Origin of the sequence: Pseudomonas gregormendelii (assembly GCF_017114825.1) — a bacterium.
In the GTDB taxonomy this organism is placed as follows: domain Bacteria; phylum Pseudomonadota; class Gammaproteobacteria; order Pseudomonadales; family Pseudomonadaceae; genus Aquipseudomonas; species Aquipseudomonas gregormendelii.
In genome coordinates, this window is sequence record NZ_JADEVO010000003.1 from 215,849 (window position 1) to 242,142 (window position 26,294).

At 61.8% G+C, this 26,294-nt stretch carries 27 protein-coding genes; all 27 read left to right on the forward strand.

Translation table 11 applies throughout. The features are described from left to right. The first annotated feature begins 13 nt into the window (after positions 1-13). On the forward strand, positions 14-1,387 hold the full coding sequence (locus IMW75_RS04010) for a sigma-54-dependent transcriptional regulator (RefSeq protein ID WP_205891939.1): 1,374 nt from the start codon (positions 14-16) through the stop codon (positions 1,385-1,387). Between the two features lie 115 nt (positions 1,388-1,502). Continuing rightward, positions 1,503-1,832 carry a flagellar hook-basal body complex protein FliE gene (gene fliE / locus IMW75_RS04015; protein WP_045058888.1) on the forward strand — a complete coding sequence of 110 codons (330 nt, stop codon included), beginning with the start codon at positions 1,503-1,505 and terminating at the stop codon, positions 1,830-1,832. 15 nt (positions 1,833-1,847) lie between these two features. Beyond that, complete coding sequence (fliF, locus tag IMW75_RS04020) at positions 1,848-3,635, forward strand: flagellar basal-body MS-ring/collar protein FliF (protein ID WP_205891940.1); 1,788 nt, start codon at positions 1,848-1,850, stop codon at positions 3,633-3,635. Then, positions 3,628-4,647: a flagellar motor switch protein FliG gene (gene fliG / locus IMW75_RS04025; RefSeq protein WP_045058890.1), complete on the forward strand. Its 1,020-nt coding sequence runs from the start codon at positions 3,628-3,630 to the stop codon at positions 4,645-4,647. Before fliF ends, fliG begins: the two co-directional genes overlap by 8 nt. 7 nt (positions 4,648-4,654) lie before the next feature. Further along, positions 4,655-5,455 carry a flagellar assembly protein FliH gene (fliH, locus tag IMW75_RS04030; RefSeq protein ID WP_205891941.1) on the forward strand — a complete coding sequence of 267 codons (801 nt, stop codon included), beginning with the start codon at positions 4,655-4,657 and terminating at the stop codon, positions 5,453-5,455. Continuing rightward, positions 5,445-6,803: a flagellar protein export ATPase FliI gene (gene fliI, locus IMW75_RS04035; RefSeq protein WP_045058892.1), complete on the forward strand. Its 1,359-nt coding sequence runs from the start codon at positions 5,445-5,447 to the stop codon at positions 6,801-6,803. The genes fliH and fliI overlap by 11 nt, the downstream gene beginning before the upstream one ends. A 6-nt stretch (positions 6,804-6,809) precedes the next feature. After that, positions 6,810-7,259: a flagellar export protein FliJ gene (fliJ, locus tag IMW75_RS04040; RefSeq protein ID WP_205891942.1), complete on the forward strand. Its 450-nt coding sequence runs from the start codon at positions 6,810-6,812 to the stop codon at positions 7,257-7,259. Between the two features lie 85 nt (positions 7,260-7,344). Further along, positions 7,345-7,644, forward strand: coding sequence for an STAS domain-containing protein (locus tag IMW75_RS04045; protein ID WP_045058894.1), 300 nt, complete (start codon positions 7,345-7,347; stop codon positions 7,642-7,644). Next, positions 7,641-9,356 carry an ATP-binding SpoIIE family protein phosphatase gene (locus tag IMW75_RS04050; protein ID WP_205891943.1) on the forward strand — a complete coding sequence of 572 codons (1,716 nt, stop codon included), beginning with the start codon at positions 7,641-7,643 and terminating at the stop codon, positions 9,354-9,356. Before IMW75_RS04045 ends, IMW75_RS04050 begins: the two co-directional genes overlap by 4 nt. Positions 9,357-9,387: 31 nt before the next feature. Beyond that, on the forward strand, positions 9,388-9,759 hold the full coding sequence (locus IMW75_RS04055) for an Hpt domain-containing protein (protein WP_045058895.1): 372 nt from the start codon (positions 9,388-9,390) through the stop codon (positions 9,757-9,759). Positions 9,760-9,841: 82 nt separating this feature from the next. Next, positions 9,842-11,125 (forward strand): flagellar hook-length control protein FliK, encoded by a 1,284-nt coding sequence (locus tag IMW75_RS04060; RefSeq protein WP_205891944.1) that lies wholly within the window; start codon positions 9,842-9,844, stop codon positions 11,123-11,125. A gap of 195 nt (positions 11,126-11,320) precedes the next feature. Then, positions 11,321-11,821 carry a flagellar basal body-associated protein FliL gene (fliL, locus tag IMW75_RS04065; RefSeq protein WP_045058897.1) on the forward strand — a complete coding sequence of 167 codons (501 nt, stop codon included), beginning with the start codon at positions 11,321-11,323 and terminating at the stop codon, positions 11,819-11,821. A gap of 9 nt (positions 11,822-11,830) precedes the next feature. Then, positions 11,831-12,799: a flagellar motor switch protein FliM gene (gene fliM / locus IMW75_RS04070; RefSeq protein ID WP_045058898.1), complete on the forward strand. Its 969-nt coding sequence runs from the start codon at positions 11,831-11,833 to the stop codon at positions 12,797-12,799. A gap of 66 nt (positions 12,800-12,865) precedes the next feature. Further along, positions 12,866-13,324 (forward strand): flagellar motor switch protein FliN, encoded by a 459-nt coding sequence (gene fliN, locus IMW75_RS04075; RefSeq protein ID WP_045058899.1) that lies wholly within the window; start codon positions 12,866-12,868, stop codon positions 13,322-13,324. After that, a complete protein-coding gene (gene fliO, locus IMW75_RS04080) occupies positions 13,325-13,765 on the forward strand; it encodes a flagellar biosynthetic protein FliO (protein WP_045058900.1) in 441 nt (146 codons plus the stop codon). Further along, positions 13,765-14,523: a flagellar type III secretion system pore protein FliP gene (fliP, locus tag IMW75_RS04085; protein ID WP_205891945.1), complete on the forward strand. Its 759-nt coding sequence runs from the start codon at positions 13,765-13,767 to the stop codon at positions 14,521-14,523. The genes fliO and fliP overlap by 1 nt, the downstream gene beginning before the upstream one ends. After that, complete coding sequence (gene fliQ / locus IMW75_RS04090; RefSeq protein WP_007948918.1) at positions 14,520-14,789, forward strand: flagellar biosynthesis protein FliQ; 270 nt, start codon at positions 14,520-14,522, stop codon at positions 14,787-14,789. The genes fliP and fliQ overlap by 4 nt, the downstream gene beginning before the upstream one ends. 3 nt (positions 14,790-14,792) lie before the next feature. Continuing rightward, positions 14,793-15,578, forward strand: coding sequence for a flagellar biosynthetic protein FliR (fliR, locus tag IMW75_RS04095; RefSeq protein WP_045058902.1), 786 nt, complete (start codon positions 14,793-14,795; stop codon positions 15,576-15,578). Positions 15,579-15,581: 3 nt separating this feature from the next. After that, the gene (gene flhB, locus IMW75_RS04100; RefSeq protein ID WP_205891946.1) at positions 15,582-16,721 is read left to right on the forward strand and encodes a flagellar biosynthesis protein FlhB; all 1,140 of its coding nucleotides are present in this window, start codon (positions 15,582-15,584) and stop codon (positions 16,719-16,721) included. Between the two features lie 236 nt (positions 16,722-16,957). Then, positions 16,958-19,087, forward strand: a complete 2,130-nt coding sequence (gene flhA, locus IMW75_RS04105; protein ID WP_205891947.1) for a flagellar biosynthesis protein FlhA — start codon at positions 16,958-16,960, stop codon at positions 19,085-19,087. Between the two features lie 11 nt (positions 19,088-19,098). Continuing rightward, on the forward strand, positions 19,099-20,424 hold the full coding sequence (flhF, locus tag IMW75_RS04110) for a flagellar biosynthesis GTPase FlhF (protein ID WP_045058905.1): 1,326 nt from the start codon (positions 19,099-19,101) through the stop codon (positions 20,422-20,424). A 116-nt stretch (positions 20,425-20,540) separates the two neighbouring features. Beyond that, a complete protein-coding gene (gene fleN / locus IMW75_RS04115) occupies positions 20,541-21,371 on the forward strand; it encodes a flagellar synthesis regulator FleN (RefSeq protein ID WP_045058906.1) in 831 nt (276 codons plus the stop codon). Continuing rightward, positions 21,368-22,108 carry an RNA polymerase sigma factor FliA gene (fliA, locus tag IMW75_RS04120; protein ID WP_045058907.1) on the forward strand — a complete coding sequence of 247 codons (741 nt, stop codon included), beginning with the start codon at positions 21,368-21,370 and terminating at the stop codon, positions 22,106-22,108. The genes fleN and fliA overlap by 4 nt, the downstream gene beginning before the upstream one ends. Before the next feature lie 164 nt (positions 22,109-22,272). Continuing rightward, positions 22,273-22,644, forward strand: a complete 372-nt coding sequence (locus tag IMW75_RS04125; RefSeq protein ID WP_003183998.1) for a chemotaxis response regulator CheY — start codon at positions 22,273-22,275, stop codon at positions 22,642-22,644. Positions 22,645-22,666: 22 nt separating this feature from the next. Continuing rightward, positions 22,667-23,455 carry a protein phosphatase CheZ gene (locus IMW75_RS04130; protein WP_045058908.1) on the forward strand — a complete coding sequence of 263 codons (789 nt, stop codon included), beginning with the start codon at positions 22,667-22,669 and terminating at the stop codon, positions 23,453-23,455. 21 nt (positions 23,456-23,476) lie between these two features. Next, positions 23,477-25,714, forward strand: a complete 2,238-nt coding sequence (locus IMW75_RS04135; protein WP_045058909.1) for a chemotaxis protein CheA — start codon at positions 23,477-23,479, stop codon at positions 25,712-25,714. A gap of 50 nt (positions 25,715-25,764) precedes the next feature. After that, positions 25,765-26,294: response regulator (locus tag IMW75_RS04140; RefSeq protein WP_205891948.1), on the forward strand; the 530-nt coding region annotated here is incomplete at its 3' end.

Below are 26,294 nucleotides of genomic sequence, written 5' to 3' on the forward strand. Positions count from 1 at the left end.
CGAAGTAACCCAAATGCCAATCAAGGTTCTGCTGGTCGAGGATGACCGGGCTCTGCGCGAAGCGCTGGCCGATACCCTGCTGCTCGCGGGGCACGATTACGTCGCCGTCGGCTCGGCAGAAGAGGCCCTGACGGCCGTCACCAAGGATGCGTTCAACCTGGTGCTCAGCGACGTCAACATGCCGGGCATGGATGGTCATCAACTGTTGAGCCTGTTGCGTGCGCGGCAGCCGCAGCTGCCTGTGTTGCTGATGACGGCCCACGGTGCGGTCGAGCGTGCGGTGGATGCCATGCGCCAGGGCGCGGTGGACTATCTGGTCAAGCCGTTCGAGCCCAAGGCGCTGCTCGATTTGCTGGCGCGGCACGCTCTGGGCAGTGTCCCAGCCGAGGGCGAGGGGCCGATTGCGTTCGAGCCGGCCAGCGCCCAGCTGCTGGACCTGGCCGCTCGCGTGGCCCGCAGTGATTCCACTGTGCTGATTTCCGGCGAGTCCGGAACCGGCAAGGAAGTGCTGGCGCGCTACATCCATCAACACTCCCATCGGGCTACCCAGCCGTTTATTGCAATCAACTGCGCGGCGATCCCCGACAACATGCTCGAGGCCACGTTGTTTGGCCACGAAAAGGGCTCGTTCACCGGCGCGATTGCCGCGCAGGCGGGCAAGTTCGAGCAGGCGGATGGCGGCACTATCCTGCTCGACGAGATATCCGAGATGCCCATGGGGCTGCAGGCCAAGCTTCTGCGGGTGTTGCAGGAACGCGAGGTCGAGCGGGTGGGTGCGCGCAAGCCGATCTCCCTGGACATCCGGGTGGTCGCCACCACTAACCGCGACCTGGCTGCGGAAGTGGCGGCGGGGCGCTTCAGGGAGGATCTGTACTATCGACTGTCGGTGTTCCCGCTGGCCTGGCGCCCGTTGCGCGAACGGACCGCCGACATTCTGCCGTTGGCTGAGCGTCTGCTGGCCAAACACGTCAATAAAATGAAGCATGCGGCGGCCAGGCTTTCGCCAGAAGCGCAGGCGTGCCTGATCGCTTATCCGTGGCCGGGGAATGTGCGCGAGCTGGATAACGCCATCCAGCGGGCGTTGATCCTGCAGCAGGGCGGGTTGATCCAGCCTCAGGATTTCTGCCTGGCCGGGCCGGTTGCCTGTGCGCCGTTGCCGGCATTGGCGGCGCCGCTGCCCCTGGTCGAGGCCGAGTCCGCCGGGGCGCTGGGGGATGATCTGCGCCGACGCGAGTTCCAGATGATCATCGACACCCTGCGCACCGAACGTGGCCGGCGCAAGGAAGCCGCCGAACGCCTGGGCATCAGCCCGCGCACCCTGCGCTACAAACTGGCGCAGATGCGCGATGCCGGGATGGACGTGGAAGCTTACCTGTTCGCCACCTGATCCCGGAGAACCTGATTTGTGATCAGTGCCCACGTAGCTGGCACCCTTGTTGCTACCACCTGTATACCCGCCGAGTGAGCGTCAAAAAATTGCGGGTAGTCATTGGGAGTGGAACATGAGCCAAGGTATTGAATTTAATCGGTTGATGCTGGATATGCGAGCCATGCAAATGGACGCCATGTCTGCGCCTAAAGCGACTGCCGCCGTGCCTCAACTGCCGGGCAGCAGCTTCTCCGATATGCTCGGCCAGGCCGTCAATAAAGTGAACGAAACCCAGCAGGCGTCCAGCCAGCTGTCCACCGCGTTCGAGATCGGTAAAAGCGGTGTCGACCTGACTGACGTGATGATCGCCAAGGAAAAAGCCGGCGTGTCGTTCCAGGCCATCACCCAGGTGCGCAACAAGCTGGTCCAGGCGTATCAAGACATCATGCAGATGCCGGTTTAAGGACGATATTGAGTCATGGCAGAAGCAGCCAGCGATAACGTTCCGGCCAAGGCCAGCGCAATAGACGGCAAACCGCCGCTGTTCGGCTTGTCCTTCCTGGAAAACCTTTCCCAGATGACCATGTTGCGTCAGGTCGGCCTGTTGGTCGGGCTGGCAGCGAGCGTGGCCATTGGCTTTGCCGTGGTTCTGTGGTCCCAGCAACCGGATTACCGTCCGCTGTACGGCAGCCTCGCCGGAATGGACGCCAAGCAAGTGATGGACACCCTGGCGGCCGCTGACATTGCCTACTCCGTCGAACCCAATTCCGGCGCCTTGCTGGTCAAGGCCGAAGACCTGTCCCGCGCGCGGCTCAAGCTCGCGGGCGCTGGTGTCACTCCCAGCGACGGCAATATCGGCTTTGAAATCCTCGACAAGGACCAGGGCCTGGGCACCAGCCAGTTCATGGAAGCCACCCGTTATCGTCGCGGCCTCGAAGGCGAACTGGCGCGCACCATCTCCAGCCTGAACAACGTCAAGGGTGCCCGGGTGCACCTGGCCATTCCGAAAAGCTCGGTGTTCGTGCGCGACGAACGCAAGCCGAGCGCCTCGGTACTGATCGAACTGTACTCCGGCCGCTCCCTGGAACCTGGCCAGGTGCTGGCGATCATCAACCTGGTGGCGACCAGCGTGCCTGAGCTGAGCAAGTCCCAGGTCACCGTGGTCGACCAGAAAGGCAACCTGCTATCGGACCAGGCGGAAAATTCCGAGCTGACCATGGCCGGCAAGCAATTCGATTACAGCCGCCGCATGGAAAGCATGCTGACCCAGCGCGTGCACAACATCCTGCAACCGGTGCTGGGTAACGATCGCTACAAGGCTGAAGTGTCCGCCGACGTGGATTTCAGCGCCGTCGAATCGACCTCCGAGCAGTTCAATCCGGACCAGCCGGCGTTGCGCAGCGAGCAGTCGGTGAACGAACAACGCACCACCAGCAATGGTCCGCAAGGCGTACCGGGGGCCCTGAGCAACCAACCGCCATCGCCGGCGTCCGCGCCTGCAACCACCGGTGGCGCTACCGCTTCTGCCGGCATGGTGCAGCCCGGCCAGCCGCTGCTGGACGCCAACGGCCAACAGATCATGGACCCTGCCACCGGTCAGCCGATGCTGGCGCCTTACCCGGCAGACAAGCGTCAGCAGTCCACCAAGAACTTCGAGCTCGACCGTTCCATCAGCCACACCAAGCAGCAGCAGGGGCGGTTGAATCGCTTGTCGGTGTCGGTGGTGGTGGACGATCAGGTCAAGATCAACCCGGCCAACGGTGAAACCAGCCGCGCGCCGTGGACCGCCGACGAATTGGCGCGCTTCACCCGTCTGGTGCAGGACGCGGTCGGCTTCGACGCCAGCCGTGGCGACAGTGTCAGCGTGATCAACATGCCGTTCTCCGCCGAGCGCAGCGAAGTGATTGCCGATGTGCCGTTCTATTCCCAGCCGTGGTTCTGGGACGTGATCAAGCAAGTGCTGGGCGTGTTGTTCATCCTGGTGCTGGTGTTTGGTGTGCTGCGCCCGGTGCTCAACAACATCACCAACGGCGGCAAAGGCAAGCAGCTGGTCGGCATGGGCAGCGACGTCGAGTTGGGTGGCATGGGCGGCCTGGATGGCGAACTGGCCAACGACCGCGTCAGCCTTGGCGGTCCGCAGAGCATCCTGCTGCCGAGCCCGAGCGAAGGCTATGATGCACAGTTGAACGCAATCAAGAGTCTGGTGGCAGAAGATCCGGGTCGTGTGGCCCAGGTCGTGAAAGAGTGGATTAACGCAGATGAGTGATAACCGAGCCGTTGCCGCCAAACTGTCCAAGGTCGACAAAGCCGCGATCCTGCTGCTGTCCCTGGGTTCTACCGATGCTGCGCAGGTGTTGCGCCACATGGGGCCCAAGGAGGTCCAGCGTGTGGGCGTGGCCATGGCGCAGATGGGCAACGTGCACCGCGAGCAGGTCGAGCAGGTGATGAGCGAGTTCGTCGACATCGTCGGCGACCAGACCAGCCTGGGCGTCGGTTCTGACGACTACGTGCGCAAGATGCTCACCCAGGCCCTGGGCGAAGACAAGGCCAACGGACTGATTGACCGGATCCTGCTGGGCGGCAACACCAGCGGCCTCGACAGCCTGAAATGGATGGAACCGCGCGCCGTCGCCGACGTGATCCGCTACGAGCACCCACAGATCCAGGCGATCGTCGTGGCGTACCTCGACCCTGACCAGGCTGGCGAAGTGCTGGGCAATTTCGACCACAAGGTACGCCTGGACATCATCCTGCGCGTATCCTCGCTGAACACCGTGCAGCCGGCGGCGCTGAAGGAACTCAACCAGATTCTCGAGAAGCAGTTCTCCGGCAACTCCAACGCCTCGCGCACCAACCTCGGTGGCATCAAGCGCGCAGCCGATATCATGAACTTCCTCGACAGCTCGATGGAAGGGCAGTTGATGGACTCGATCCGCGAAGTCGACGAAGACCTGTCCGGTCAGATCGAAGACCTGATGTTCGTGTTCAACAACTTGGCCGATGTCGACGACCGCGGCATCCAGGCGTTGCTGCGCGAAGTGTCCTCCGACGTACTGGTGCTGGCCCTCAAGGGTTCGGACGAGAACGTCAAGGAGAAGATCTTCAAGAACATGTCCAAACGAGCGGCCGAACTGTTGCGCGACGACCTCGAGGCCAAGGGCCCGGTGCGCGTCAGCGACGTGGAAACCGCACAGAAAGAAATCCTCACCATCGCCCGCCGTATGGCCGAAGCCGGAGAAATCGTTCTCGGCGGGAAGGGCGGCGAAGAGATGATCTAAGGTCACCATGTCGACCAAACACGATGAGTCCCAGACTGACCTGATCCGTGCCAAGGACGTCAGCACTGTTGATATCTGGTCCCTGCCCAGTTTCGATCCCTACGTCCCCGAGCCCGAGCCGGAACCTGTGCCCGAGCCTCCGGAAATGGAGGAGGTGCCGCTGGATGAGGTCCAGCCAATGACCCTCGAAGAACTCGAGAGCATTCGCCAGGAGGCCTACAACGAAGGCTTCGCCACGGGCGAGCGCGAGGGTTTCCACAGCACGACGCTCAAGGTTCGCCAGGAAGCCGAAGCGGCACTGTCGGCCAAGGTCGGCGCGCTGGAAAAGCTCATGGGTCAGTTGTTCGAACCGATTGCCGAGCAGGACACCCAGATCGAAAAATCTTTAGTCGACCTGGTGCAGCACATCACCAAACAAGTGATCCAGCGCGAACTGGCGATCGATTCGACCCAGCTTGAACACGTCATGCGCGATGCCCTGAAGCTCTTGCCGCTGGGCGTGGGGAACGTTCGGCTGTACATCAATCCGCAGGATTTTGAACAGGTCAAAGCCCTGCGCGAGCGTCATGAAGAAACCTGGCGCATCGTCGAGGACGACACCTTGTTGCCCGGTGGTTGCCGGGTCGAGACCGAACACAGTCGCATCGATGCCACGGTGGAAACACGCCTGGCGCGGGTCATGGCCAAGCTGTTCGATCAACTTCACGAACAGGCCCTGCATCCTGCTGCCCCGGACTTGAGCGTGGAGCTGTCGGGGCGCAATCCGCCGCCAGTCGCCCCGGCGGCGGACGAACCTGATGCGCCTTGATCGCACCAGCTTCGCCAAGCGCCTGGGCAGTTACGCCGAGGCCACGCAACTGACCGGCGGCCCGATCCTGGAAGGCCGCCTGCTGCGCATGGTCGGCCTGACCCTCGAAGCCGAAGGCCTGCGAGCCGCCATGGGCAGCCGCTGCATGGTCATCAACGACGACAGTTACCAGCCAGTGCAGGTGGAAGCCGAAGTCATGGGCTTCTCCGGCAACAAGGTGTTCCTGATGCCGGTGGGCAGCGTCGCCGGTATTGCGCCGGGCGCCCGGGTGGTGCCGCTGGCCGATGCCGGTCGCTTGCCGATGGGCATGAGCATGCTCGGGCGGGTACTGGACGGCGCCGGTCGTGCGCTTGACGGCAAGGGCGGGATGAAAGCCGAGGACTGGGTGCCGATGGATGGCCCTACGATCAACCCGCTCAAGCGCGAGCCGATCAGCGAGCCGCTGGATGTGGGCATCCGCTCGATCAACGGATTGTTGACCGTGGGGCGCGGCCAGCGTCTGGGTCTGTTTGCCGGTACCGGCGTGGGCAAGAGTGTGCTGTTGGGCATGATGACCCGCTTTACCGAGGCCGACATCGTGGTCGTCGGCTTGATCGGCGAGCGCGGACGGGAGGTGAAGGAATTCATCGAGCACATCCTTGGCGAGGAAGGGCTCAAGCGTTCAGTGGTGGTGGCTTCGCCGGCGGACGATGCGCCGTTGATGCGCCTGCGTGCCGCGATGTACTGCACGCGCATCGCCGAGTATTTCCGCGACAAGGGCAAGAATGTCCTGTTGCTCATGGATTCCCTGACCCGATTCGCCCAGGCCCAGCGGGAAATCGCCCTGGCCATTGGCGAACCGCCGGCGACCAAGGGCTACCCGCCTTCAGTGTTTGCCAAGTTGCCGAAACTGGTCGAGCGCGCGGGAAATGCGGAGAAGGGCGGGGGCTCGATCACCGCGTTTTATACGGTGCTGTCCGAAGGCGATGACCAGCAGGACCCGATTGCCGACTCCGCACGGGGCGTGCTCGACGGTCACATCGTGCTGTCGCGGCGCCTGGCCGAGGAAGGTCACTACCCCGCTATCGATATCGAGGCGTCCATCAGCCGGGTCATGCCGTCGGTGGTGACGCCGGAGCACATGACCCGGGCGCAATACTTCAAGCAGCTGTGGTCGCGTTATCAACAGAGTCGCGACCTGATCAGCGTCGGCGCCTACGTGGCCGGCGGTGACCGCGAGACCGACCTGGCGATTGCCCTGCAACCGCAGCTGGTCAAATACCTGCGCCAGGGCTTGAACGACAACATCAGCCTGGGTGAGAGCGAAGCCTATCTTGGCTCGATCTTCGCCCCGGCGGCCGGCGGCTAACCGGCCATGGCCCAGAGTCGAGCTTCGCGCCTGGCGCCCGTGGTGGACATGGCCGAGAAGGTTGAGAAAGCCGCGGTGCAGCGCCTTGGGCATTTTCAGGGCCAGGTGCGCCTGGCCGAAAGCAAGGTCGCCGACCTTGAAGCCTTCCGTCTCGATTATCAGGAGCAATGGATCGTGCGCGGCAGCAGTGGGGTGTCCGGCCAGTGGTTGCTCGGCTATCAGGGGTTTCTCGCGCAACTGGGCACTGCTATCGATCAGCAGCGGCAAAGCCTGGCCTGGCACCAGAACAACCTGAACAAGGCACGCGACACCTGGCAGCAGGCCTATGCCCGAGTGGAAGGGCTGCGCAAACTGGTGCTGCGCTACATGGATGAGGCGCGCCGCCTGGAGGACAAGCGTGAGCAGAAGCTGCTGGATGAATTGTCCCAGCGGCTGCCGCGGCAAAACCCTTATTAATATCCGCCCCTTTTGATCTTGCTCCTGTCACCACCAAATGCTACACCTTGTACTAGCAAGTTCTCCGAAGACAAGGAAGCCAACAATGTCAGTCGTCTCAGAAGTTTCCCCGGATGGGCAAAAACTGACGATATCGATCAAGGGTCGTTTCGATTTCGCCAAGCATCAGGAGTTTCGCCAGTCCTATGAGGACAGGAATCTCAATGCTGTGGTGGTGGATCTGAAGGAGGCCACCTACCTCGACAGCTCCGCCTTGGGCATGCTGCTGTTGCTGCGCGATCACGCTGGCGGCGACCAATCCGACATTCGCGTGGTCAACAGCAGCATCGACGTGAAGAAAATCCTCGCCATTTCCAATTTCGACAAACTGTTCGACATCAGTTGAATTCGGTGCAGTCGCCGCTTGAAGCACTGACGATCCTGATCGCCGAGGACAGTGCGGCCGATCGCCTGTTGCTCTCGACCATCGTCCGCCGCCAGGGCCATGCGGTGTTGACCGCCGCCAACGGCGCCGAGGCAGTCGAAGCGTTTCGTTCGCAGCACCCGCAGCTGGTGTTGATGGACGCCATGATGCCGGTGATGGACGGTTTCGAAGCCGCACGACAGATCAAGGCGCTGGCCGGGGAAACCCTGGTGCCCATCATCTTTCTGACCTCGCTCACTGAAAGCGAAGCCCTGGCACGCTGCCTGGAGGCTGGCGGTGACGATTTTCTGGCGAAGCCCTACAACCAGGTGATCCTCGCCGCCAAGATCAAGGCAATGGACCGCTTGCGCCGCTTGCAGGCTACGGTGCTGGAGCAGCGTGACCAGATCGCCCGGCACCACGAATACCTGCTCAACGAGCAGCGCGTGGCCAAGGCGGTGTTCGACAAGGTGGCGCATTCCGGATGCCTGAACGCCCCCAACATCCGCTACCTGCAATCGCCGTATGCGTTGTTCAACGGCGATCTGCTGCTGGCCGCGTTTACCCCTGCGGGTGACATGCACGTGCTGCTGGGGGACTTCACCGGCCATGGCTTGCCTGCGGCCGTTGGCGCCATGCCTCTGGCCGAGGTCTTCTACGGCATGACTGCCAAGGGTTACGGGCTCTCGGAAACCCTGCGCGAGATGAACGCCAAGCTCAAGCGCATCCTGCCGGTGGACATGTTCTGCTGCGCGACGTTGCTGCGCCTGAGCTTCCAGAGCCGCTCGGTGGAAGTCTGGAATGGCGGCATGCCCGACGGCTACCTGCACCGGATCGCCACTGGCGAGCGCACGCCGTTGCCGGCCAGGCATTTGCCGCTGGGGGTGCTGAGCCCGCAGGCGTTCGACGATCGCACCGAAGTGCTGCCCATGGCGGTGGGTGATCGGGTGTTCCTGTTGTCCGATGGCGTGATCGACACCTGCGATGCCAACGAACAGCTGTTCGGAGTGGAGCGCCTGCAGCAAGTGTTTGCCGCCAACCGGCAGCCGGATGCACTGTTCCAGGAAATCGAGCAGGCATTGGGCGATTTTCGCGGGCAAGCCCGGGACGATGTCAGTCTGCTCGAAGTCAGCCTGATCGACGCGGCGCAAATGCGCCCACCGACACTGGTCTACTCCGACAGTGGGCAGTCGTGCCCGCTGGACTGGTCCGTCAGCTTCGAATTTCGCGCCGACTCGCTCAAGCGCTTCAATCCACTGCCCTACCTCCTGCAACTGCTCAGCGAAGTGCACGGCCTGCGGGCCCAGAGCGGAGCGATGTACAGTGTGCTGGCGGAGCTGTATTCCAATGCCCTGGAGCACGGCGTGCTCGGGCTCGATTCCAGTCTCAAGCGCGATGCCCTGGGATTTGCCCGCTATTATCAGGAACGCAACACGCGCCTGGATGCCCTGGACGCAGGTTACGTGCGCGTGCACCTGCAGGTGGTGCCGGAGTGCGAGGGCGGTTGCCTGACCATTCGGGTGGAAGACAGTGGCAAGGGATTTGATGTGGTGCGGGTGATCGAGCGACCGCTGGACAGTGTCCGTTTGTCGGGACGTGGCATCAGCCTGGTCCGACAATTGGGGCGTAATGCCCGGTGGTCCGACGATGGTCGCAGTGCTCACGTGGAGTTTTTCTGGGAGGCTCTGGCATAATCCTGCCCATTCTTGATCAAGGAGTGAACAAGTGGATTCCCCACATCTGAATCGCGACGTTTTGCGCGCCTTGCAGGAAGTCATGGAAGATGAATATCCGATGTTGCTGGATATCTTCCTTGCCGACGCCGAAGAGCGGTTGGTTATCTTGCGCGGGACGCAGGATGCCGCGCAGCTGATGGAAACTGCCCACAGTTTTAAAGGCAGTTGCAGCAACATGGGGGCGGTTCGCCTGGCAGAGTTATGCAATGAGCTGGAGCAGCGCGCCAAAAACGGCAGAAACACCGAACCTGCCCAGCTGGAAAAACTCGTCCATGCGATCGGCTCCGAGTTTGCCTTGGTTCTTCCTCTCTATCAGGCCGAGCGCTCCCTCGCAGGCAGTCACATCACGCGGTCCGTCTAGCGTCAGTTCAGTAAACCTGGCTCGACCTTTGCAGTAATCCACCCACTTGTATCATCGACCACAGTGCGGCGGAGACTGTCCCATGCCCGTTACCCCGAATTTGCTGCTTCAGGCCGCCGCCAAGGCCAAGGCTCAACCCGCATCCGCCAATCCCTTGGCGTCGCCCGCCGAGCCGGCGGGCAAGGCCTCGAGCTTCGCTAACGTGTATGCCCGGCAGGAGCGAACCAGGCCTGCTGACGGGTTTGACACTGCTGCCCGGACGGTGCGCGATAAGTCGCCTGACTTCGCTGCAAAGAAGGACTTGGGCAACGACAAGTCTGCCGCCGCGAAACCTCAAGTTGCCGATAGCGGCAAATCCTTGCCCGCCGATAAACCGGCGCAGGTCGACGATAAGGTCGCCAGTGGCGAGACCGGCGACACAACGGTTGCGGCTGACCCTGCAACTGCAACTGCGCCCGTGGTTGAGTCGCAGCCCGCCGCCCCTGTGGCCGCCACCGAGCCTGCGCTCGACCCCGCTACAGCCGCAGCACTGGCGGCTGCAGCCGTCGCTGCCGACCCTGATTTCGATCCTGAAGCCGACCCCCTCGATGCGCTTCCAGCCGTGCGCATGGCCCTGGAGCAGAGCGGGCATGTGTCCGCTTCCAGTCAGGCGCAAGCCAAGGCTTCCCCGGCCCAGGCAGACGGCGAGCCGACTTCGGCGCAGAATTTCGCCTCCGGCCTGGCCAATATGCTGGACGTGCAAGCCGGCAAGGACAGTACCAGCCAGGGAGGAGAGAAGGCCTTCAGCGGCCTGATCGATGATGGCCTCAAGGACTTGAAAGCCTCGACCAGCGACACCCGCGTCGAAGATTTCGCCAGCCGCCTGGCTGCACTGACCCAGGCGGCCACCCCCAAGACCGCCAACGCGATCCCGGTAAACCAGCCGATCGCCATGCACCAGAGCGGCTGGACCGAAGAAGTGGTCAACCGCGTGATGTATCTCTCCAGCGCCAACCTCAAGGCGGCCGATATCCAGTTGCAGCCGGCCGAGCTTGGCCGCCTGGACATCCGGGTGAACATGGTGCCTGACCAGCAGACCCAGGTGACCTTCATGAGCGCCCATCCCGGCGTTCGCGAAGCGCTGGACGGGCAAATGCACCGGCTGCGCGAGATGTTCGTGCAGCAGGGCATGGGGCAGGTCGACGTCAATGTCTCCGACCAGTCCCGGGGCCAGGATCAGCAACAGGCCCAGCAGAGTCAGGCTGGGCGCGCGGGCGCCGGTGGCGGTCGTCTGGACGCCATGGATGAAGACCTCGCCCCGGCGGTTGCGCAAGTGGCCGCAGCCACCAGCGTGATCGGCTCCAGTGCAGTCGACTATTACGCCTGAAATTGGGCGGTGCCCTTTCAAAAGATCGCAGCCCTGCCGCAGCTCCTACAGTGGGATGGTGTACACCCTGCAGGGGCTGCCGCAGGCTGCGATCTTTTGCGCTTCCATCCCCACTCAATTTTTCCTACATGGCATAACACTTGCTCTTGCCTTCCCGTGCAACTGTGAAACCCCGAATAGTGACGGATTATTGGCATGGCGAAGAGCGACGCAGCAGTAAAAGACCCTGCAACCAAAGGCAAACTCAAGCTGATCATCCTGGTCGTGGTGGCGTTGCTGCTGGCGATCGGCGTGTCCGTGGGGGCGACCTGGTTCTTCATGCACAGCCCCGAAAGCAAGCCTGCCGTCGTTGCCGAAACCGCCGTGGCGGGCAAGCAGGCGGCGGTCTTCGAGCCTTTGCTGCCGGCGTTCGTTTCCAACTACAACCAGAACGGCCGCCAGCGCTACATGCAGGTGAGCATCACCATGATGGGTCGCAACCAGGCTGACATGGAAGCGCTCAAGGTGCACATGCCGGTCATCCGCAACAACCTGGTGATGCTGTTCTCCGGGCAGGACTTCGCCACCCTGGCCTCGCCGGTCGGTCAGGAAATGCTGCGTCAGAAGGCCACCGCCAGCGTCCAGGAAGTGGCGCAGAAAGAACTCGGCAAGGTCGCCATCGAGCAGTTGCTCTTCACTAATTTCGTACTGCAGTAGGAACACGACATGGCCGTGCAGGACCTGCTGTCCCAGGATGAGATCGATGCGCTGTTGCATGGCGTCGACGACGGTCTGGTACAGACCGACAACACCTCTGAACCCGGTGCTGTCAAAAGCTACGACCTGACCAGCCAGGATCGCATCGTCCGTGGACGCATGCCGACCCTGGAAATGATCAACGAGCGTTTCGCGCGGTACACCCGCATCAGCATGTTCAACTTGCTGCGCCGCTCGGCAGACGTGGCGGTCGGTGGCGTGCAGGTGATGAAGTTCGGCGAATACGTGCACTCGCTGTACGTGCCGACCAGTCTCAACCTGGTCAAGATCAAACCGTTGCGCGGCACTGCCTTGTTCATTCTCGACGCCAAGCTGGTGTTCAAGCTGGTGGACAACTTCTTCGGCGGCGACGGTCGCCACGCCAAGATTGAAGGTCGCGAATTCACTCCGACCGAGCTGCGCGTGGTGCGCATGGTGCTGGAGCAGGCCTTCATCGATTTGAAGGAGGCCTGGCAGGCAATCATGGAAGTCAACTTCGAGTACATCAACTCGGAAGTGAACCCGGCCATGGCCAACATCGTCGGCCCGAGCGAGGCGATTGTGGTGTCGACTTTCCATATCGAACTCGATGGCGGTGGCGGCGACCTGCACATCACCATGCCGTACTCGATGATCGAGCCGGTGCGCGAGATGCTCGATGCCGGCTTCCAGTCGGACCTCGACGATCAGGACGAGCGCTGGGTCAACGCCCTGCGCCAGGACGTGCTGGACGTCGACGTGCCGATTGGTGCCACTGTTGCCCGCCGTCAACTGCGCCTGCGGGACATCCTGCACATGCAGCCGGGGGACATCATTCCGGTGGACATGCCGGAAACAATGATCATGCGCGCCAATGGCGTGCCTGCGTTCAAGGTCAAGATGGGCTCGCACAAAGGCAACCTCGCGTTGCAGGTGATCGAGCCGATCGAGCGCCGGTGATCGGCGTCTTTATTCGTTTTTAACTGACGGCGTCCATCCGAGATGGGCGCTCGCCGAGGACACATGATGGCTAGCGATATGAATTCCCAGGACGACCAGGCACTGGCTGATGAATGGGCTGCGGCCCTGGAAGAATCCGGTGATGCTTCGCAGGACGAGATTGACGCGCTGCTGGCTGCTGATTCCGGCAGCTCGCCGTCCAATCGCCTGCAAATGGAAGAGTTCGGCGCCTCGCCGAAAAACCACGAGCAAGTGACCCTCGACGGTCCGAACCTGGACGTGATCCTCGATATTCCGGTGTCGATTTCCATGGAAGTGGGCAGCACCGATATCAATATTCGCAACCTGCTGCAGCTCAACCAGGGCTCGGTGATCGAACTCGATCGCCTGGCCGGTGAGCCGCTGGACGTGCTGGTCAATGGCACGCTCATCGCCCATGGCGAAGTGGTGGTGGTCAACGAGAAGTTCGGCATCCGCCTGACGGACGTGATCAGCCCAAGCGAACGCATCAAGAAGCTGCGCTGAGTGAACAGGGTCCTGGGTTTTTTGTTGGCATTGCCCTTGAGCGTCCTGGCGGCCGAACCGGTGGCCACGGCTGCCGCGACGCCGGCGGTGAGCAGTGGGGTGGCGGGGCAATTGACGCAGTTGGTGTTCGGCTTGCTGCTGGTGCTGGGGTTGATCTTCTTCCTCGCCTGGTTGCTGCGCCGGGTGCAGCAGGCAGGCCCTGCCGGCAAAGGCCAGGTGATCGAACTGATCGGTTCGCGCGCACTCGGTCCGCGTGATCGCTTGATGCTGGTGCAGGTGGGCAATGAGCAGATCCTGCTCGGCCTGAGCCCTGGCAGCATCACCGCCTTGCATGTGCTCAAGGAGCCGGTGCAGGTGCCGGCCAGTTCGGAAAAAGCCACCCCGGAGTTCGCCCTGCGCCTGATGGAGCTGATGGGCAAGGACCAGAAGGATAAGAAGTAATGGGTGCGCTACGCATCGTCTTGACGCTGGCCTTGCTGCTGGCTGCACCACTGGCATTGGCCGCCGATCCGTTGTCGATCCCGGCCATCACGCTCGGCACCAATGCCGACGGCGCCCAGGAGTACTCGGTCAGCCTGCAGATCCTGCTGATCATGACGGCGCTGAGTTTCATCCCGGCGTTTGTCATGCTGATGACCAGTTTCACCCGGATCATCATCGTCTTCTCGATCCTGCGCCAGGCCCTGGGCCTGCAGCAGACGCCGTCGAACCAGATCCTCACGGGCATGGCGCTGTTCCTGACCCTGTTCATCATGGCGCCGGTGTTCGACCGGGTTAACCAGGATGCCCTGCAGCCGTACCTGGCCGAGAAACTGACCGCCCAGGATGCCGTGGCCAAGGCCCAGGTGCCGATCAAGGACTTCATGCTGGCGCAGACCCGCAGCAGCGACCTTGAGCTGTTCATGCGCCTGTCCAAGCGCACCGACATCGCCTCCCCGGATCAGGCCCCGCTGACTATTCTGGTGCCGGCATTCGTCACCTCCGAGCTCAAGACCGCGTTCCAGATCGGCTTTATGATCTTCATTCCGTTCCTGATCATCGACCTGGTCGTGGCCAGTGTGCTGATGGCCATGGGTATGATGATGCTGTCGCCGCTGATTATTTCCCTGCCGTTCAAGATCATGCTGTTCGTGCTGGTAGATGGCTGGGCACTGATCATCGGCACGCTCGCCAGCAGCTTCGGCGGTGTGTCGCCATGACGCCGGAAGTAGCGGTAGACATCTTCCGCGAGGCGCTGTGGCTGACCACCATGATGGTGGCCGTGCTGGTGATCCCGAGCTTGCTGGTGGGGTTGCTGGTGGCGATGTTCCAGGCAGCGACCCAGATCAACGAACAAACGTTGAGCTTCCTGCCGCGACTGCTGGTGATGCTGGTCACGCTGATCGTTGCCGGGCCGTGGCTGGTGCAGACCTTCATGGAATACATCCTGCAGTTGTACGGCAGTATTCCCCAGGTCATTGGCTAAGCCATGCAGTCGCTGCTGCAACTGACCGATACCCAGATCAGCACCTGGGTGGCGACCTTCATGTTGCCGTTGTTTCGCGTCGGCGCGCTGCTGATGGTTATGCCCATTGTCGGCACGACCCTGGTGCCCACTCGCGTGCGCCTGTACTTCACGCTGGCCATTACCGTGGTGATCGTCCCGGGCCTGCCGCCGATGCCGCCGGTGAATGCGCTGGACCTCAGTGGCCTGCTGCTGATCGCCGAGCAGATTCTCATCGGGGCGATCCTGGGCTTTGCCTTGCAGCTGTTTTTCCAGGCATTCGTGGTCGCCGGGCAGATCGTCTCGATTCAGATGGGCATGGGCTTCGCCTCGATGGTCGACCCCACCAACGGCGTCTCGGTGGCGGTGATCGGGCAGTTCTTCACCATGCTGGTCACGCTGCTGTTCCTGTCCATGAACGGCCATCTGGTGGTGTTCGAAATCCTCACCGAAAGCTTCACCACCTTGCCCGTCGGCAGTGGCCTGATGGTCACCCATTTCTGGGAGCTGGCGGGCAAGCTGGGCTGGGTACTGGGGGCCGCATTGCTGCTGGTATTGCCGGCGATCACGGCGCTGCTGGTGGTCAACATCGCGTTTGGCGTGATGACCCGGGCCGCGCCGCAACTCAACATCTTCTCCATCGGCTTCCCGCTGACCCTGGTGCTCGGGCTGTTCATCGTCTGGGTCGGGCTTGCCGACATCATCAATCAGTATCAACCACTGGCCTCCGAGGCCCTGCAGTGGTTGCGCGAACTGGCACGGGCGCGCTGAGCCATGGCAGAGAGCGAGAGCGGTCAGGACAAGACAGAAGACCCCACGGAGAAAAAGAAAAAGGACGCCCGGGAGAAGGGCGAGATCGCCCGTTCCAAAGAGCTCAACACCCTGGCCATCATGCTCGCCGGTTCGGCCGCGCTGCTGATCTTCGGCGGGGCGCTCGCCCAGGAAATGATGGACCTGATGCGCATGAATTTCTCGCTGTCGCGCGAAGTCATCCTCGACCAGCGGTCCATGGGGACCTTCCTCCTGCATTCAGGGCTGATCGCCTTGCTGGCCATCCAGCCGGTGATGATCACGCTGTTGCTTGCGGCCCTGATCGGCCCGATTTCCCTGGGCGGCTGGCTGTTCTCCGCCGGCACCATGGCGCCCAAGTTCAGCCGCATGAACCCCGGCGCCGGGCTCAAGCGCATGTTCTCGTCGAAGGCCGTGGTAGAGCTGCTCAAGGCCCTGGCCAAGTTCTTCATCATCCTGTTCGTGGCCCTGGCCGTGTTGTCCTCGGACATCGACGACCTCTTGCGCATCGCCCACGAACCGCTGGACATGGCGATCATCCACAGCCTGCAGGTGGTCGGCTGGAGCTCGTTGTGGATGGCTTGCGGCCTGATCATCATCGCCGCCGTGGACGTGCCGGTGCAGCTGTGGGAAAGCGCCAAGAAACTGAAGATGACCAAGCAGGAAGTGCGCGACGAGCACAAGGACCAGGAAGGGCGGCCGGAGGTCAAGCAGCGCATTCGGCAACTGCAGCGCGACATGTCCCAGCGCCGGATGATGGCGGCCATTCCTGATGCCGACGTGGTCATCACCAACCCGACTCACTACGCCGTGGCGCTCAAGTACGACCCGGACAAGGGCGGGGCGCCGATGCTGGTGGCCAAGGGCAGCGATTTCCTGGCGTTGAAGATGCGTGAAATTGCCGTGGCGAATAATGTGCTGCTGCTGGAATCGCCGGCGTTGGCGCGGTCGATCTACTACTCCACGGAGCTGGACCAGGAAATACCCGGTGGCTTGTACCTGGCCGTTGCCCAGGTACTGGCGTATGTCTATCAGATTCGCCAATACAAGGCAGGCAGGGGCAAGCGCCCGGACCCGCTCAAGGATGACTTGCCGATTCCGCCGGACCTGCGGCGCGATTCTTGAGTTGTGTGCCGGTGATGCCGGCCCCCTCAGAAGCAGGAATAGCCGCCAAATCACCCGTCGACACACAACCTGTGGGAGCGGGCTTGCCCGCGATGAGGCCCGCCCAGGCAACACCACAATTCCTGAATAAACCCCTCTGCTTCAACACTCCGCGAAAGTTGGAAGGTTTCTTGCAATAGCGGCTTTGCGCCTGCTTCTGGCGTCAAAAGTTTGCTTTACAGGAACGAGGAAAATCGGTGGATCGCTCTCAGTTATTCAACAGTGCTCGCACAAACGTTGCCGACTTAAGTCGGGGCAATCTGGGCGTGCCGTTGTTGCTGCTGGTCATGCTGGCGATGATGATGTTGCCGATGCCGCCGTTCCTGCTGGACGTGTTCTTCACGTTCAACATTGCGTTGTCCATCGTGGTCCTGCTGGTGTGCGTCTACGCGTTGCGGCCGCTGGATTTTGCGGTATTCCCCACCATCCTGCTGGTGGCGACGCTGCTACGGCTGGCGTTGAACGTGGCCTCCACACGCGTGGTGATGCTGCACGGCCAGGACGGTCACGCCGCTGCGGGCAAGGTGATCCAGGCCTTCGGTGAGGTGGTGATCGGCGGCAACTACGTGGTCGGTATCGTGGTGTTCGCGATCCTGATGATCATCAACTTCGTCGTGGTGACCAAGGGTGCCGGGCGGATTTCCGAGGTGAGCGCACGTTTCACCCTCGATGCGATGCCCGGCAAGCAGATGGCGATCGACGCCGACCTCAATGCCGGTTTGATCGACCAGAACCAGGCCAAGGCGCGCCGTTCGGAAGTGGCCCAGGAAGCCGAGTTCTACGGTTCTATGGACGGTGCCAGCAAGTTTGTGCGCGGTGACGCCATTGCCGGCCTGTTGATTCTGTTTATCAACCTGATCGGCGGCATGGCGGTGGGTATCTTCCAGCACGGCATGACGTTTGCCGACGCCGGTAAGGTGTACGCGCTGCTGACCATCGGTGACGGTTTGGTGGCGCAATTGCCATCACTGCTGTTGTCCACCGCAGCGGCAATCATGGTGACCCGTGCTTCCGGTTCGGAAGACATGGGCAAACAGATCAGTCGCCAGATGTTCGCCTCGCCCAAGGCCCTGGCCGTGGCTGCCGGCTTGATGGCGGTGATGGGTCTGGTGCCCGGCATGCCGCACTTTTCCTTCCTGAGCATGGCGGCGCTGGCGGCAGGTGGTGCGTACCTGTTCTGGAAGAAGCAGAACGGCGTCAAGGTGCAAGCCCTGGAAGACGTCAAGCGCCAGCAGGAACTGCTGCCATCGCCGGCCCGCGCCCAGGAAACCAAGGAACTTGGCTGGGACGACGTGACGCCGATCGACATGATTGGCCTGGAAGTGGGCTATCGCCTGATTCCGCTGGTCGACCGCAATCAGGGTGGGCAGTTGCTCGCGCGGATCAAGGGCGTGCGCAAGAAGCTGTCCCAGGACCTGGGTTTCCTGATGCCCACTGTGCACATTCGTGACAACCTCGACCTGGCGCCGAGTGCCTATCGCCTGACCCTGATGGGCGTGATCCTGGCCGAGGCGGAGATTTACCCGGACCGCGAACTGGCGATCAACCCGGGGCAGGTCTACGGCACGCTCAACGGCATCACCGCCAAAGATCCGGCTTTTGGTCTGGAGGCGGTCTGGATTGAAGTCAGCCAACGTGCCCAGGCGCAGTCGCTGGGATACACTGTGGTCGATGCCAGTACAGTAGTGGCCACTCACTTGAACCAGATTCTGTACAAGCACTCCAGCGAGCTGATCGGGCACGAAGAAGTGCAGCAACTCATGCAATTGCTGGCCAAAAGCTCGCCCAAGCTGGCAGAAGAGCTGGTGCCGGGCGTGGTGTCGCTGTCGCAGTTGCTCAAGGTGCTGCAGGCTTTGCTCGCCGAACAGGTGCCGGTTCGGGACATTCGCAGCATCGCCGAGGCCATCGCGAACAACGCGGCCAAGAGTCAAGATACCGCCGCGCTGGTAGCTGCCGTGCGGGTCGGCGTATCCCGCGCAATCGTCCAAAGCATTGTAGGTACTGACTCCGAGCTGCCAGTTATCACGCTGGAGCCAAGGTTGGAACAGATATTGCTCAATAGTCTGCAGAAGGCAGGACAGGGCTCGGAAGAGGGCGTCCTGCTGGAGCCAAGCATGGCTGAGAAGCTGCAGCGCTCGTTGATCGATGCCGCGCAGCGTCAGGAAATGCAAGGTCAACCGGTGATTCTGCTGGTGGCCGGTCCGGTTCGCGCGATGCTCTCGCGGTTCGGTCGGCTGGCAGTCCCGGGTTTGCACGTGTTGGCGTATCAGGAAATCCCTGACAACAAGCAAGTGACCATCGTTGCGACAGTAGGGCCCAACGGCTGAGGTAGTGGTTTATGCAAGTTAAGCGTTTTTTCGCCGCCGATATGCGTCAGGCCATGAAACTGGTTCGTGACGAGCTGGGCGCCGATGCCGCGATCATCGGCAACCGCCGAATCGCCGGCGGCGTGGAGCTGACGGCTGCCCTCGATTACAAGCTGTCGGCGCTGGCACCGCGGGTTCCGAACATGGAACTCGAGGACGAATTGCGCAAGACCCAGTCGCGGATCGTCACCGCCCAGGCCGAACTGAGCCTGCGCAGCGAAGGCGAGAGCGACAAGGCCACCAATCGCCAGCTGTTCGCCGGCTTGCCCCTGACTGCCGCCGAACCGCTGGTCGAACCCACCTACACCGAGCCTGCACGCCCGGCGCCGGCGCCCGCTGCCACTGGCGGTGTCGATCCGCGTGCATTTGACTCGATGCGCTTTGAACTCAACAGCCTGCGCGAACTGATGGAAGTGCAGTTGGGCTCCCTGGCGTGGAATCAGCTGCAAGGCAGCCGCCCGGCCCAGGCCAACCTGTGGCGCCGGCTGCAACGCATTGGCCTGTCCGGTCCGCTGTCGAGGGATCTGCTGGCAATGATCGGCGACATTGACGAGCCTCGCCAGGCCTGGCGCATGCTGCTGGCGCACTTGGCGCGGATGATCGCCACACCGGAAATCGAACCCCTGGAAGAGGGTGGCGTGATTGCCATGGTCGGCCCTGCCGGCATGGGCAAGACCACCACCCTGGCCAAACTCGCTGCCCGCTACGTGCTCAAGTACGGCGCGCAGAACATTGCGCTGGTGAGCATGGACAGCTACCGGATCGGCGCCCAGGAACAGCTCAAGACCCTGGGCCGCATCCTCAATGTGCCGGTGACTCATGTCGACCCGGGGCAGTCGCTGGTGCAGGCGCTGGAGCCTTTGTTGCGCAAGCGTGTGGTGTTGATCGATACCGCCGGCCTGCAGGCCAGCGATCCGGCACTGCGCATGCAGCTCGAAAGCCTGGCCGGACGTGGCATCAAGTCAAAAAATTACCTGGTCCTCGCAACCACCAGCCAGAAACAGGTTCTAACCGCCGCTTATCACAGTTACAAGCGCTGCGGGCTCGCCGGCTGCATCCTGACTAAACTGGATGAAACGGCCAGTCTGGGCGATGTGTTGAGCCTGGCCATCAGTCATGAACTGCCGGTGGCCTACCTGACCGATGGGCCACGGATCCCGGATGACTTGCATCTGCCGCGGCGTCATCAATTGGTCAGTCGCGCAGTCAGCGTGCAAATGCAGGAAGAACCCAGCGAAGAAGCCATGGCTGACATGTTCGCTGATATTTACCACAGTCCCACCAAGCAGGTTGGCTGAGGTATTAATGAATCGTTTTTGTACCTACATCGATGGTCTGCCATGCATTGTTCAGATGATGAACGCGCAGCCAGTAATGTGGCCTCCGTCTATGCAAGACAAGGTAAAGAAATAACATGGGCAGCATGCATCCCGTACAGGTGATCGCGGTGACCGGCGGCAAAGGTGGCGTCGGCAAAACTAACGTGTCAGTGAACTTGTCGCTGGCTTTGGCTGAGCTCGGACGGCGCGTCATGCTTCTGGACGCCGACCTTGGGCTGGCGAACGTCGACGTCCTTTTGGGGCTGACACCCAAACGTACCCTGGCCGACGTGATCGAAGGCCGCTGTGAGCTGCGCGACGTTCTGTTGCAAGGCCCGGGCGGCATTCGTATCGTGCCGGCCGCGTCCGGCACCCAGAGCATGGTGCACCTGACACCGGCTCAACACGCCGGCCTGATCCAGGCCTTCAGCGACATCGGCGATAACCTCGATGTGCTGGTGATCGACACGGCTGCGGGCATTGGTGATTCGGTGGTCAGCTTTGTGCGCGCCGCCCAGGAAGTCCTGCTGGTGGTGTGCGACGAGCCGACCTCGATCACTGACGCCTATGCGTTGATCAAGTTGCTCAACCGCGACTACGGCATGAACCGCTTCCGCGTCCTGGCCAATATGGCCCAGAGCCCGCAGGAAGGGCGCAACCTGTTCGCCAAGTTGACCAAGGTCACGGACCGCTTCCTCGACGTCGCCCTGCAATATGTCGGCGCGGTGCCATACGACGAAAGCGTGCGCAAGGCCGTGCAAAAACAGCGTGCGGTTTACGAAGCGTTTCCGCGTTCCAAATGTTCGCTGGCGTTCAAGGCGATCGCGCAGAAGGTCGATACCTGGCCGCTGCCGGCGAACCCGCGCGGGCACCTGGAATTTTTCGTTGAGCGCCTCGTACAACAAACGGCAGGGCCGGTGCTATGACCGCCAGTGGCTATAACCTCTACAAGATATCGGCCCGCGATGCGCAGTGCGAGCTGATCGAGCGTTACGCGCCACTGGTAAAACGGATTGCCTACCACCTGCTGGCGCGTTTGCCGGCCAGTGTCCAGGTCGAAGACCTGATCCAGGCCGGGATGATCGGCCTGCTTGAAGTATCCACCAAATACGACGCCAGCAAAGGCGCGAGTTTCGAGACGTACGCGGGCATTCGAATCCGCGGCGCGATGCTCGATGAAGTGCGCAAGGGGGACTGGGCGCCACGTTCGGTCCACCGCAATACCCGAATGGTCAGCGACGCAATTCGCTCGATTGAAGCTAAAACAGGTCGCGACGCTAAAGATCACGAAGTTGCGGCCGAACTCCAATTGAGTCTTGACGATTATTACGGGATTTTGAACGACACCCTGGGCAGCCGCCTCTTCAGTTTCGACGACCTGTTGCAGGACGGCGAACACGAAGGGCTGCACGAGGATGGCGCAAGTGCTCATACGGAGCCGTCGCGTGACCTGGAAGATGAACGCTTCCAGGCCGCGCTGGCGGACGCGATTGCCAATTTGCCGGAGCGTGAGCGACTGGTGTTGGCGCTGTACTACGACGAAGAGCTGAACCTCAAGGAAATCGGTGAGGTCCTGGGTGTCAGCGAATCTCGGGTCAGCCAGTTACACAGCCAGTGCGCGGCCCGTTTGCGGGGGCGTTTGGGGGAGTGGCGAGCGCGCTGAAGGCAGTGTGGGGACACTGCGAACGGGCTGGCGGGTGTTAAACGCGCCGGTCGCGATCTGTTGTGCTCCAGACAGTCATCGAGTGTTTTGCCGGATTGAATGAAATGGCGTGTCCAGGTGCTGGGCGCGTTTAAGACTGCTTGGAGGTCGAATTGGACAAGAACATGAAAATCCTCATCGTTGATGACTTCTCAACGATGCGGCGGATCATAAAAAACCTGTTGCGTGACCTTGGGTTCACCAACACGGTCGAGGCGGATGACGGCACTACGGCCATTCCGGTCCTCAACAGCGGTAGCATCGACTTTCTGGTAACGGACTGGAACATGCCCGGCATGACCGGCATCGATCTGCTGCGCCACGTGCGTGCCGACGAAAAGCTCAAGCACCTGCCAGTGCTGATGGTGACCGCCGAAGCCAAGCGCGAGCAAATCATTGAAGCAGCCCAGGCCGGTGTTAACGGCTATGTGGTCAAGCCCTTCACGGCCCAGGCGTTGAAAGAAAAAATCGAAAAGATTTTCGAACGCATAGGCTGAGTCACTGCGCCACGGGGGAGCTATGGAGCAAAAAGAAATTTCACAGGGCGATTTCGAATCGACCCTGAAAAAACACGCCGTCGAATTGGTCGAGAGCCTTGAAAAAGGCAAGTTCGGCGACGCCGTGCAACTGATCCATGAGCTCAACCAGACCCGTGACCGCGGCCTGTACCAGGAGGTGGGCAAGCTCACCCGCGAGTTGCATAGCGCGATCGTCAATTTCCAGATTGATCCGAATATGCCGCAAGCCGAGGAGGTCTCTCAGATCACCGACGCCACCGAGCGCCTGGGGTACGTGGTCAAGCTCACCGAAGCCGCCGCCAACCGCACCATGGACCTGGTGGAAAACGCCACGCCGCTGGTTAACAGCCTGAGCCAGGAAGCCGAGGCCTTGAGCACGGACTGGGGACGGTTTATGCGCCGCGAAGTCGGGGCCGAAGAGTTCCGCGAGCTGGCCCGGCGGGTCGACGGTTTCCTGACACGCAGCAGCGAAGACAATCGCGTGGTGGCGGGCAACCTCAACGACATTCTGCTCGCTCAGGATTACCAGGACCTCACCGGCCAGGTGATCAAGCGCGTGACTCAATTGGTCACCGAAGTTGAAAGCAATCTGCTCAAGCTCGTGCTGATGGCCAGTCAGGTGGACCGCTTTGCGGGCATCGAACATGACCGTCAAGCGATGCACGCGGAAAAAGATCCACAAAAACATCTCTCTCAGGGTGAAGGTCCGCAGATTCATGCCGATAAAAGAGAAGACGTTATGTCCGGTCAGGACGATGTGGACGATTTGCTATCCAGCCTTGGATTTTAGACCTGTAGGAGCACCCCATTAATGAGCTTCGGCGCCGATGAAGAGATCCTTCAGGATTTCCTGGTTGAGGCCGGCGAGATTCTAGAGCAACTGTCCGAACAACTGGTCGAGCTGGAAAGCCGACCGGATGATGCGGATTTGCTCAATGCAATTTTTCGCGGTTTTCACACTGTAAAAGGGGGCGCCGGCTTCCTCCAGCTCAACGAGCTGGTGGAGTGCTGTCACATCGCCGAGAACGTGTTCGACATCCTGCGCAAGGGTGAGCGTCGCGTCGACTCGGAACTGATGGACGTAGTTCTCGAAGCACTGGACGCGGTGAACGGCATGTTCACCGAAGTCCGCGAGCGCAGCCCGATCACGGCGGCCACGCCTGAGTTGCTGGCAGCCCTGGCCCGTCTGGCCGAGCCGCAATCGGCCGACGAAGCTGCACCGGTTGCCGAAGTGGCGCCGGTGGCAGAAAGCACATCGGGTGACATTACCGACAACGAATTCGAGCAACTGCTGGACTCGTTGAACGCCGTCAAGGCCCAGGCCGAGGCGGCGCCTGCCGCACCAGCACCCGTCAGCACCACGGCTGCAGCCAGCGACGAAATCACCGACGACGAGTTCGAGTCGTTGCTCGATCAGTTGCACGGTAAAGGCCAGTTCGCCATCGACGCCGTGGTTGCCCCGGCGGCACCTGCCGCACCGGCTGCACCAAAGGCCGCAGGCGACAGCTCGGACATCACCGACGAAGAATTCGAAGCACTGCTCGATCAGCTCCATGGCAAGGGTAACTTCGCCGTCGAAGCGCTGGAGTCGGCGATTGCGTCGGCGCCCGTCGCGGCAGCACCAGTCGCCGCCGCAGTGGGCAGCGACCTGATCTCCGATCACGAATTCGAAGCGCTGCTCGACGAATTGCACGGTAAAGGCAAGTTCTCCGAAGTCGGCACGGCTACGGTCGCTGCCAGTGCTGCTGTAGCCGCGCCGGTAGCCAAGGCCGCAGCGCCCAAGCCGGTGGCGAAAGCCCCTGAGCCAAAAGCCGAAGCCGCCAAGCCTGCCCCGGCTCGCGCACCGGCCACGCCGCCGGCGGAAAAGCCGGCAAGCGAAGCCGAGACTACCGTGCGGGTCGATACCGCGCGCCTCGACGAAATCATGAACATGGTCGGCGAACTGGTGCTGGTGCGTAACCGCCTGGTGCGCCTGGGTGCCAACAGCGCCGACGAGGCCATGTCCAAGGCCGTGTCCAACCTCGACGTGGTCACGGCGGACCTGCAAACCGCGGTGATGAAGACCCGCATGCAGCCAATCAAGAAGGTCTTCGGGCGTTTCCCGCGCCTGGTTCGCGACCTGGCTCGCCAGCTCAAGAAAGAGATCAACCTGGAACTGGTCGGCGAAGAAACCGACCTCGACAAGAACCTCGTCGAGGCCCTGGCCGACCCGCTGGTCCACTTGGTACGCAACGCCGTCGACCACGGTATCGAGTCGCCGGAAGAGCGCGAAGCCGCGGGCAAGTCCCGTGGTGGCAAGGTCATTCTTGCGGCCGAGCAGGAAGGCGACCACATCCTGTTGTCGATTTCCGATGACGGCAAAGGCATGGACCCCAACATCCTGCGCGCCATTGCGGTCAAACGCGGGGTCATGGACAAGGACGCCGCCGATCGCCTGAGCGACACCGAGTGCTACAACCTGATTTTTGCCCCGGGCTTCTCGACCAAGACCGAGATCTCCGACGTGTCAGGGCGTGGCGTGGGCATGGACGTGGTGAAAACCAAGATCTCCCAGCTCAACGGCTCGATCAACATCTACTCGGCCAAGGGCCAGGGTTCGAAGATCGTCATCAAGGTGCCGTTGACCCTGGCGATCATGCCGACGCTGATGGTCATGCTCGGCAACCAGGCGTTCGCGTTCCCGCTGGTGAACGTCAACGAGATCTTCCACCTCGACCTGTCGCGCACCAACGTGGTCGATGGGCAGGAAGTGGTGATCGTGCGCGACAAGGCATTGCCACTGTTCTACCTCAAGCGCTGGCTGGTCGCTTCCGCCGCTCATGAAGAGCAGCGTGAAGGCCATGTGGTGATCCTTTCGGTGGGCACCCAGCGAATCGGCTTTGTCGTCGATCAACTGGTAGGCCAGGAAGAAGTGGTCATCAAGCCATTGGGCAAGATGCTCCAGGGAACCCCGGGCATGTCGGGCGCCACCATCACCGGTGATGGCCGTATTGCGCTGATTCTCGATGTTCCGAGCATGCTCAAGCGTTACGCCACCCGGCGTATTTGATTCTGGTGGAGCGGGGCGATCGCGCCTTCGCTCCATCTAACGGAGTGTTTATGGCAGTCAAGGTCCTGGTGGTGGACGATTCGGGTTTTTTCCGTCGCCGCGTCTCGGAAATTCTTTCGGCGGATCCGAACATCCAGGTCGTCGGTACCGCGACCAACGGCAAAGAGGCGATCGACCAGGCGTTGGCCCTCAAGCCGGATGTGATCACCATGGACTACGAGATGCCCATGATGGACGGCATCACGGCGGTGCGGCACATCATGCAACGCTGCCCGACCCCGGTATTGATGTTCTCCTCGCTGACGCACGAAGGCGCCCGGGTCACCCTGGATGCGCTGGACGCTGGTGCGGTGGATTTCCTGCCGAAGAATTTCGAAGACATCTCGCGCAACCCGGACAAGGTCAAGCAACTGCTGTGCGAGAAGATCCATACCCTCTCGCGCAGTAATCGGCGCGCCGGTGCCTACAGTGCGCCGGCCCCCGTTGCCGCGCCCATAGCCGCACCTGCGCCCGCGCCGTCGAGCGTTGGCAGTTACAGCAGCAGTGCGCCTGCGCGTCCGGCACCGGCACCGATTGCCTC

Excerpts from the sequence above, each read along its gene's own strand:
- IMW75_RS04010 (WP_205891939.1), top strand. The coding sequence starts at position 14 with ATGCCAATCAAGGTTCTGCTGGTCGAGGATGACCGGGCTCTGCGCGAA.
- fliE (WP_045058888.1), top strand. The coding sequence starts at position 1,503 with ATGAGCCAAGGTATTGAATTTAATCGGTTGATGCTGGATATGCGAGCC.
- fliF (WP_205891940.1), top strand. The coding sequence starts at position 1,848 with ATGGCAGAAGCAGCCAGCGATAACGTTCCGGCCAAGGCCAGCGCAATA.
- fliG (WP_045058890.1), top strand. The coding sequence starts at position 3,628 with ATGAGTGATAACCGAGCCGTTGCCGCCAAACTGTCCAAGGTCGACAAA.
- fliH (WP_205891941.1), top strand. The coding sequence starts at position 4,655 with ATGTCGACCAAACACGATGAGTCCCAGACTGACCTGATCCGTGCCAAG.
- fliI (WP_045058892.1), top strand. The coding sequence starts at position 5,445 with ATGCGCCTTGATCGCACCAGCTTCGCCAAGCGCCTGGGCAGTTACGCC.
- fliJ (WP_205891942.1), top strand. The coding sequence starts at position 6,810 with ATGGCCCAGAGTCGAGCTTCGCGCCTGGCGCCCGTGGTGGACATGGCC.
- IMW75_RS04045 (WP_045058894.1), top strand. The coding sequence starts at position 7,345 with ATGTCAGTCGTCTCAGAAGTTTCCCCGGATGGGCAAAAACTGACGATA.
- IMW75_RS04060 (WP_205891944.1), top strand. The coding sequence starts at position 9,842 with ATGCCCGTTACCCCGAATTTGCTGCTTCAGGCCGCCGCCAAGGCCAAG.
- fliL (WP_045058897.1), top strand. The coding sequence starts at position 11,321 with ATGGCGAAGAGCGACGCAGCAGTAAAAGACCCTGCAACCAAAGGCAAA.
- fliM (WP_045058898.1), top strand. The coding sequence starts at position 11,831 with ATGGCCGTGCAGGACCTGCTGTCCCAGGATGAGATCGATGCGCTGTTG.
- fliN (WP_045058899.1), top strand. The coding sequence starts at position 12,866 with ATGGCTAGCGATATGAATTCCCAGGACGACCAGGCACTGGCTGATGAA.
- fliP (WP_205891945.1), top strand. The coding sequence starts at position 13,765 with ATGGGTGCGCTACGCATCGTCTTGACGCTGGCCTTGCTGCTGGCTGCA.
- fliQ (WP_007948918.1), top strand. The coding sequence starts at position 14,520 with ATGACGCCGGAAGTAGCGGTAGACATCTTCCGCGAGGCGCTGTGGCTG.
- fliR (WP_045058902.1), top strand. The coding sequence starts at position 14,793 with ATGCAGTCGCTGCTGCAACTGACCGATACCCAGATCAGCACCTGGGTG.
- flhB (WP_205891946.1), top strand. The coding sequence starts at position 15,582 with ATGGCAGAGAGCGAGAGCGGTCAGGACAAGACAGAAGACCCCACGGAG.
- flhF (WP_045058905.1), top strand. The coding sequence starts at position 19,099 with ATGCAAGTTAAGCGTTTTTTCGCCGCCGATATGCGTCAGGCCATGAAA.
- fleN (WP_045058906.1), top strand. The coding sequence starts at position 20,541 with ATGGGCAGCATGCATCCCGTACAGGTGATCGCGGTGACCGGCGGCAAA.
- fliA (WP_045058907.1), top strand. The coding sequence starts at position 21,368 with ATGACCGCCAGTGGCTATAACCTCTACAAGATATCGGCCCGCGATGCG.
- IMW75_RS04125 (WP_003183998.1), top strand. The coding sequence starts at position 22,273 with ATGAAAATCCTCATCGTTGATGACTTCTCAACGATGCGGCGGATCATA.
- IMW75_RS04130 (WP_045058908.1), top strand. The coding sequence starts at position 22,667 with ATGGAGCAAAAAGAAATTTCACAGGGCGATTTCGAATCGACCCTGAAA.
- IMW75_RS04135 (WP_045058909.1), top strand. The coding sequence starts at position 23,477 with ATGAGCTTCGGCGCCGATGAAGAGATCCTTCAGGATTTCCTGGTTGAG.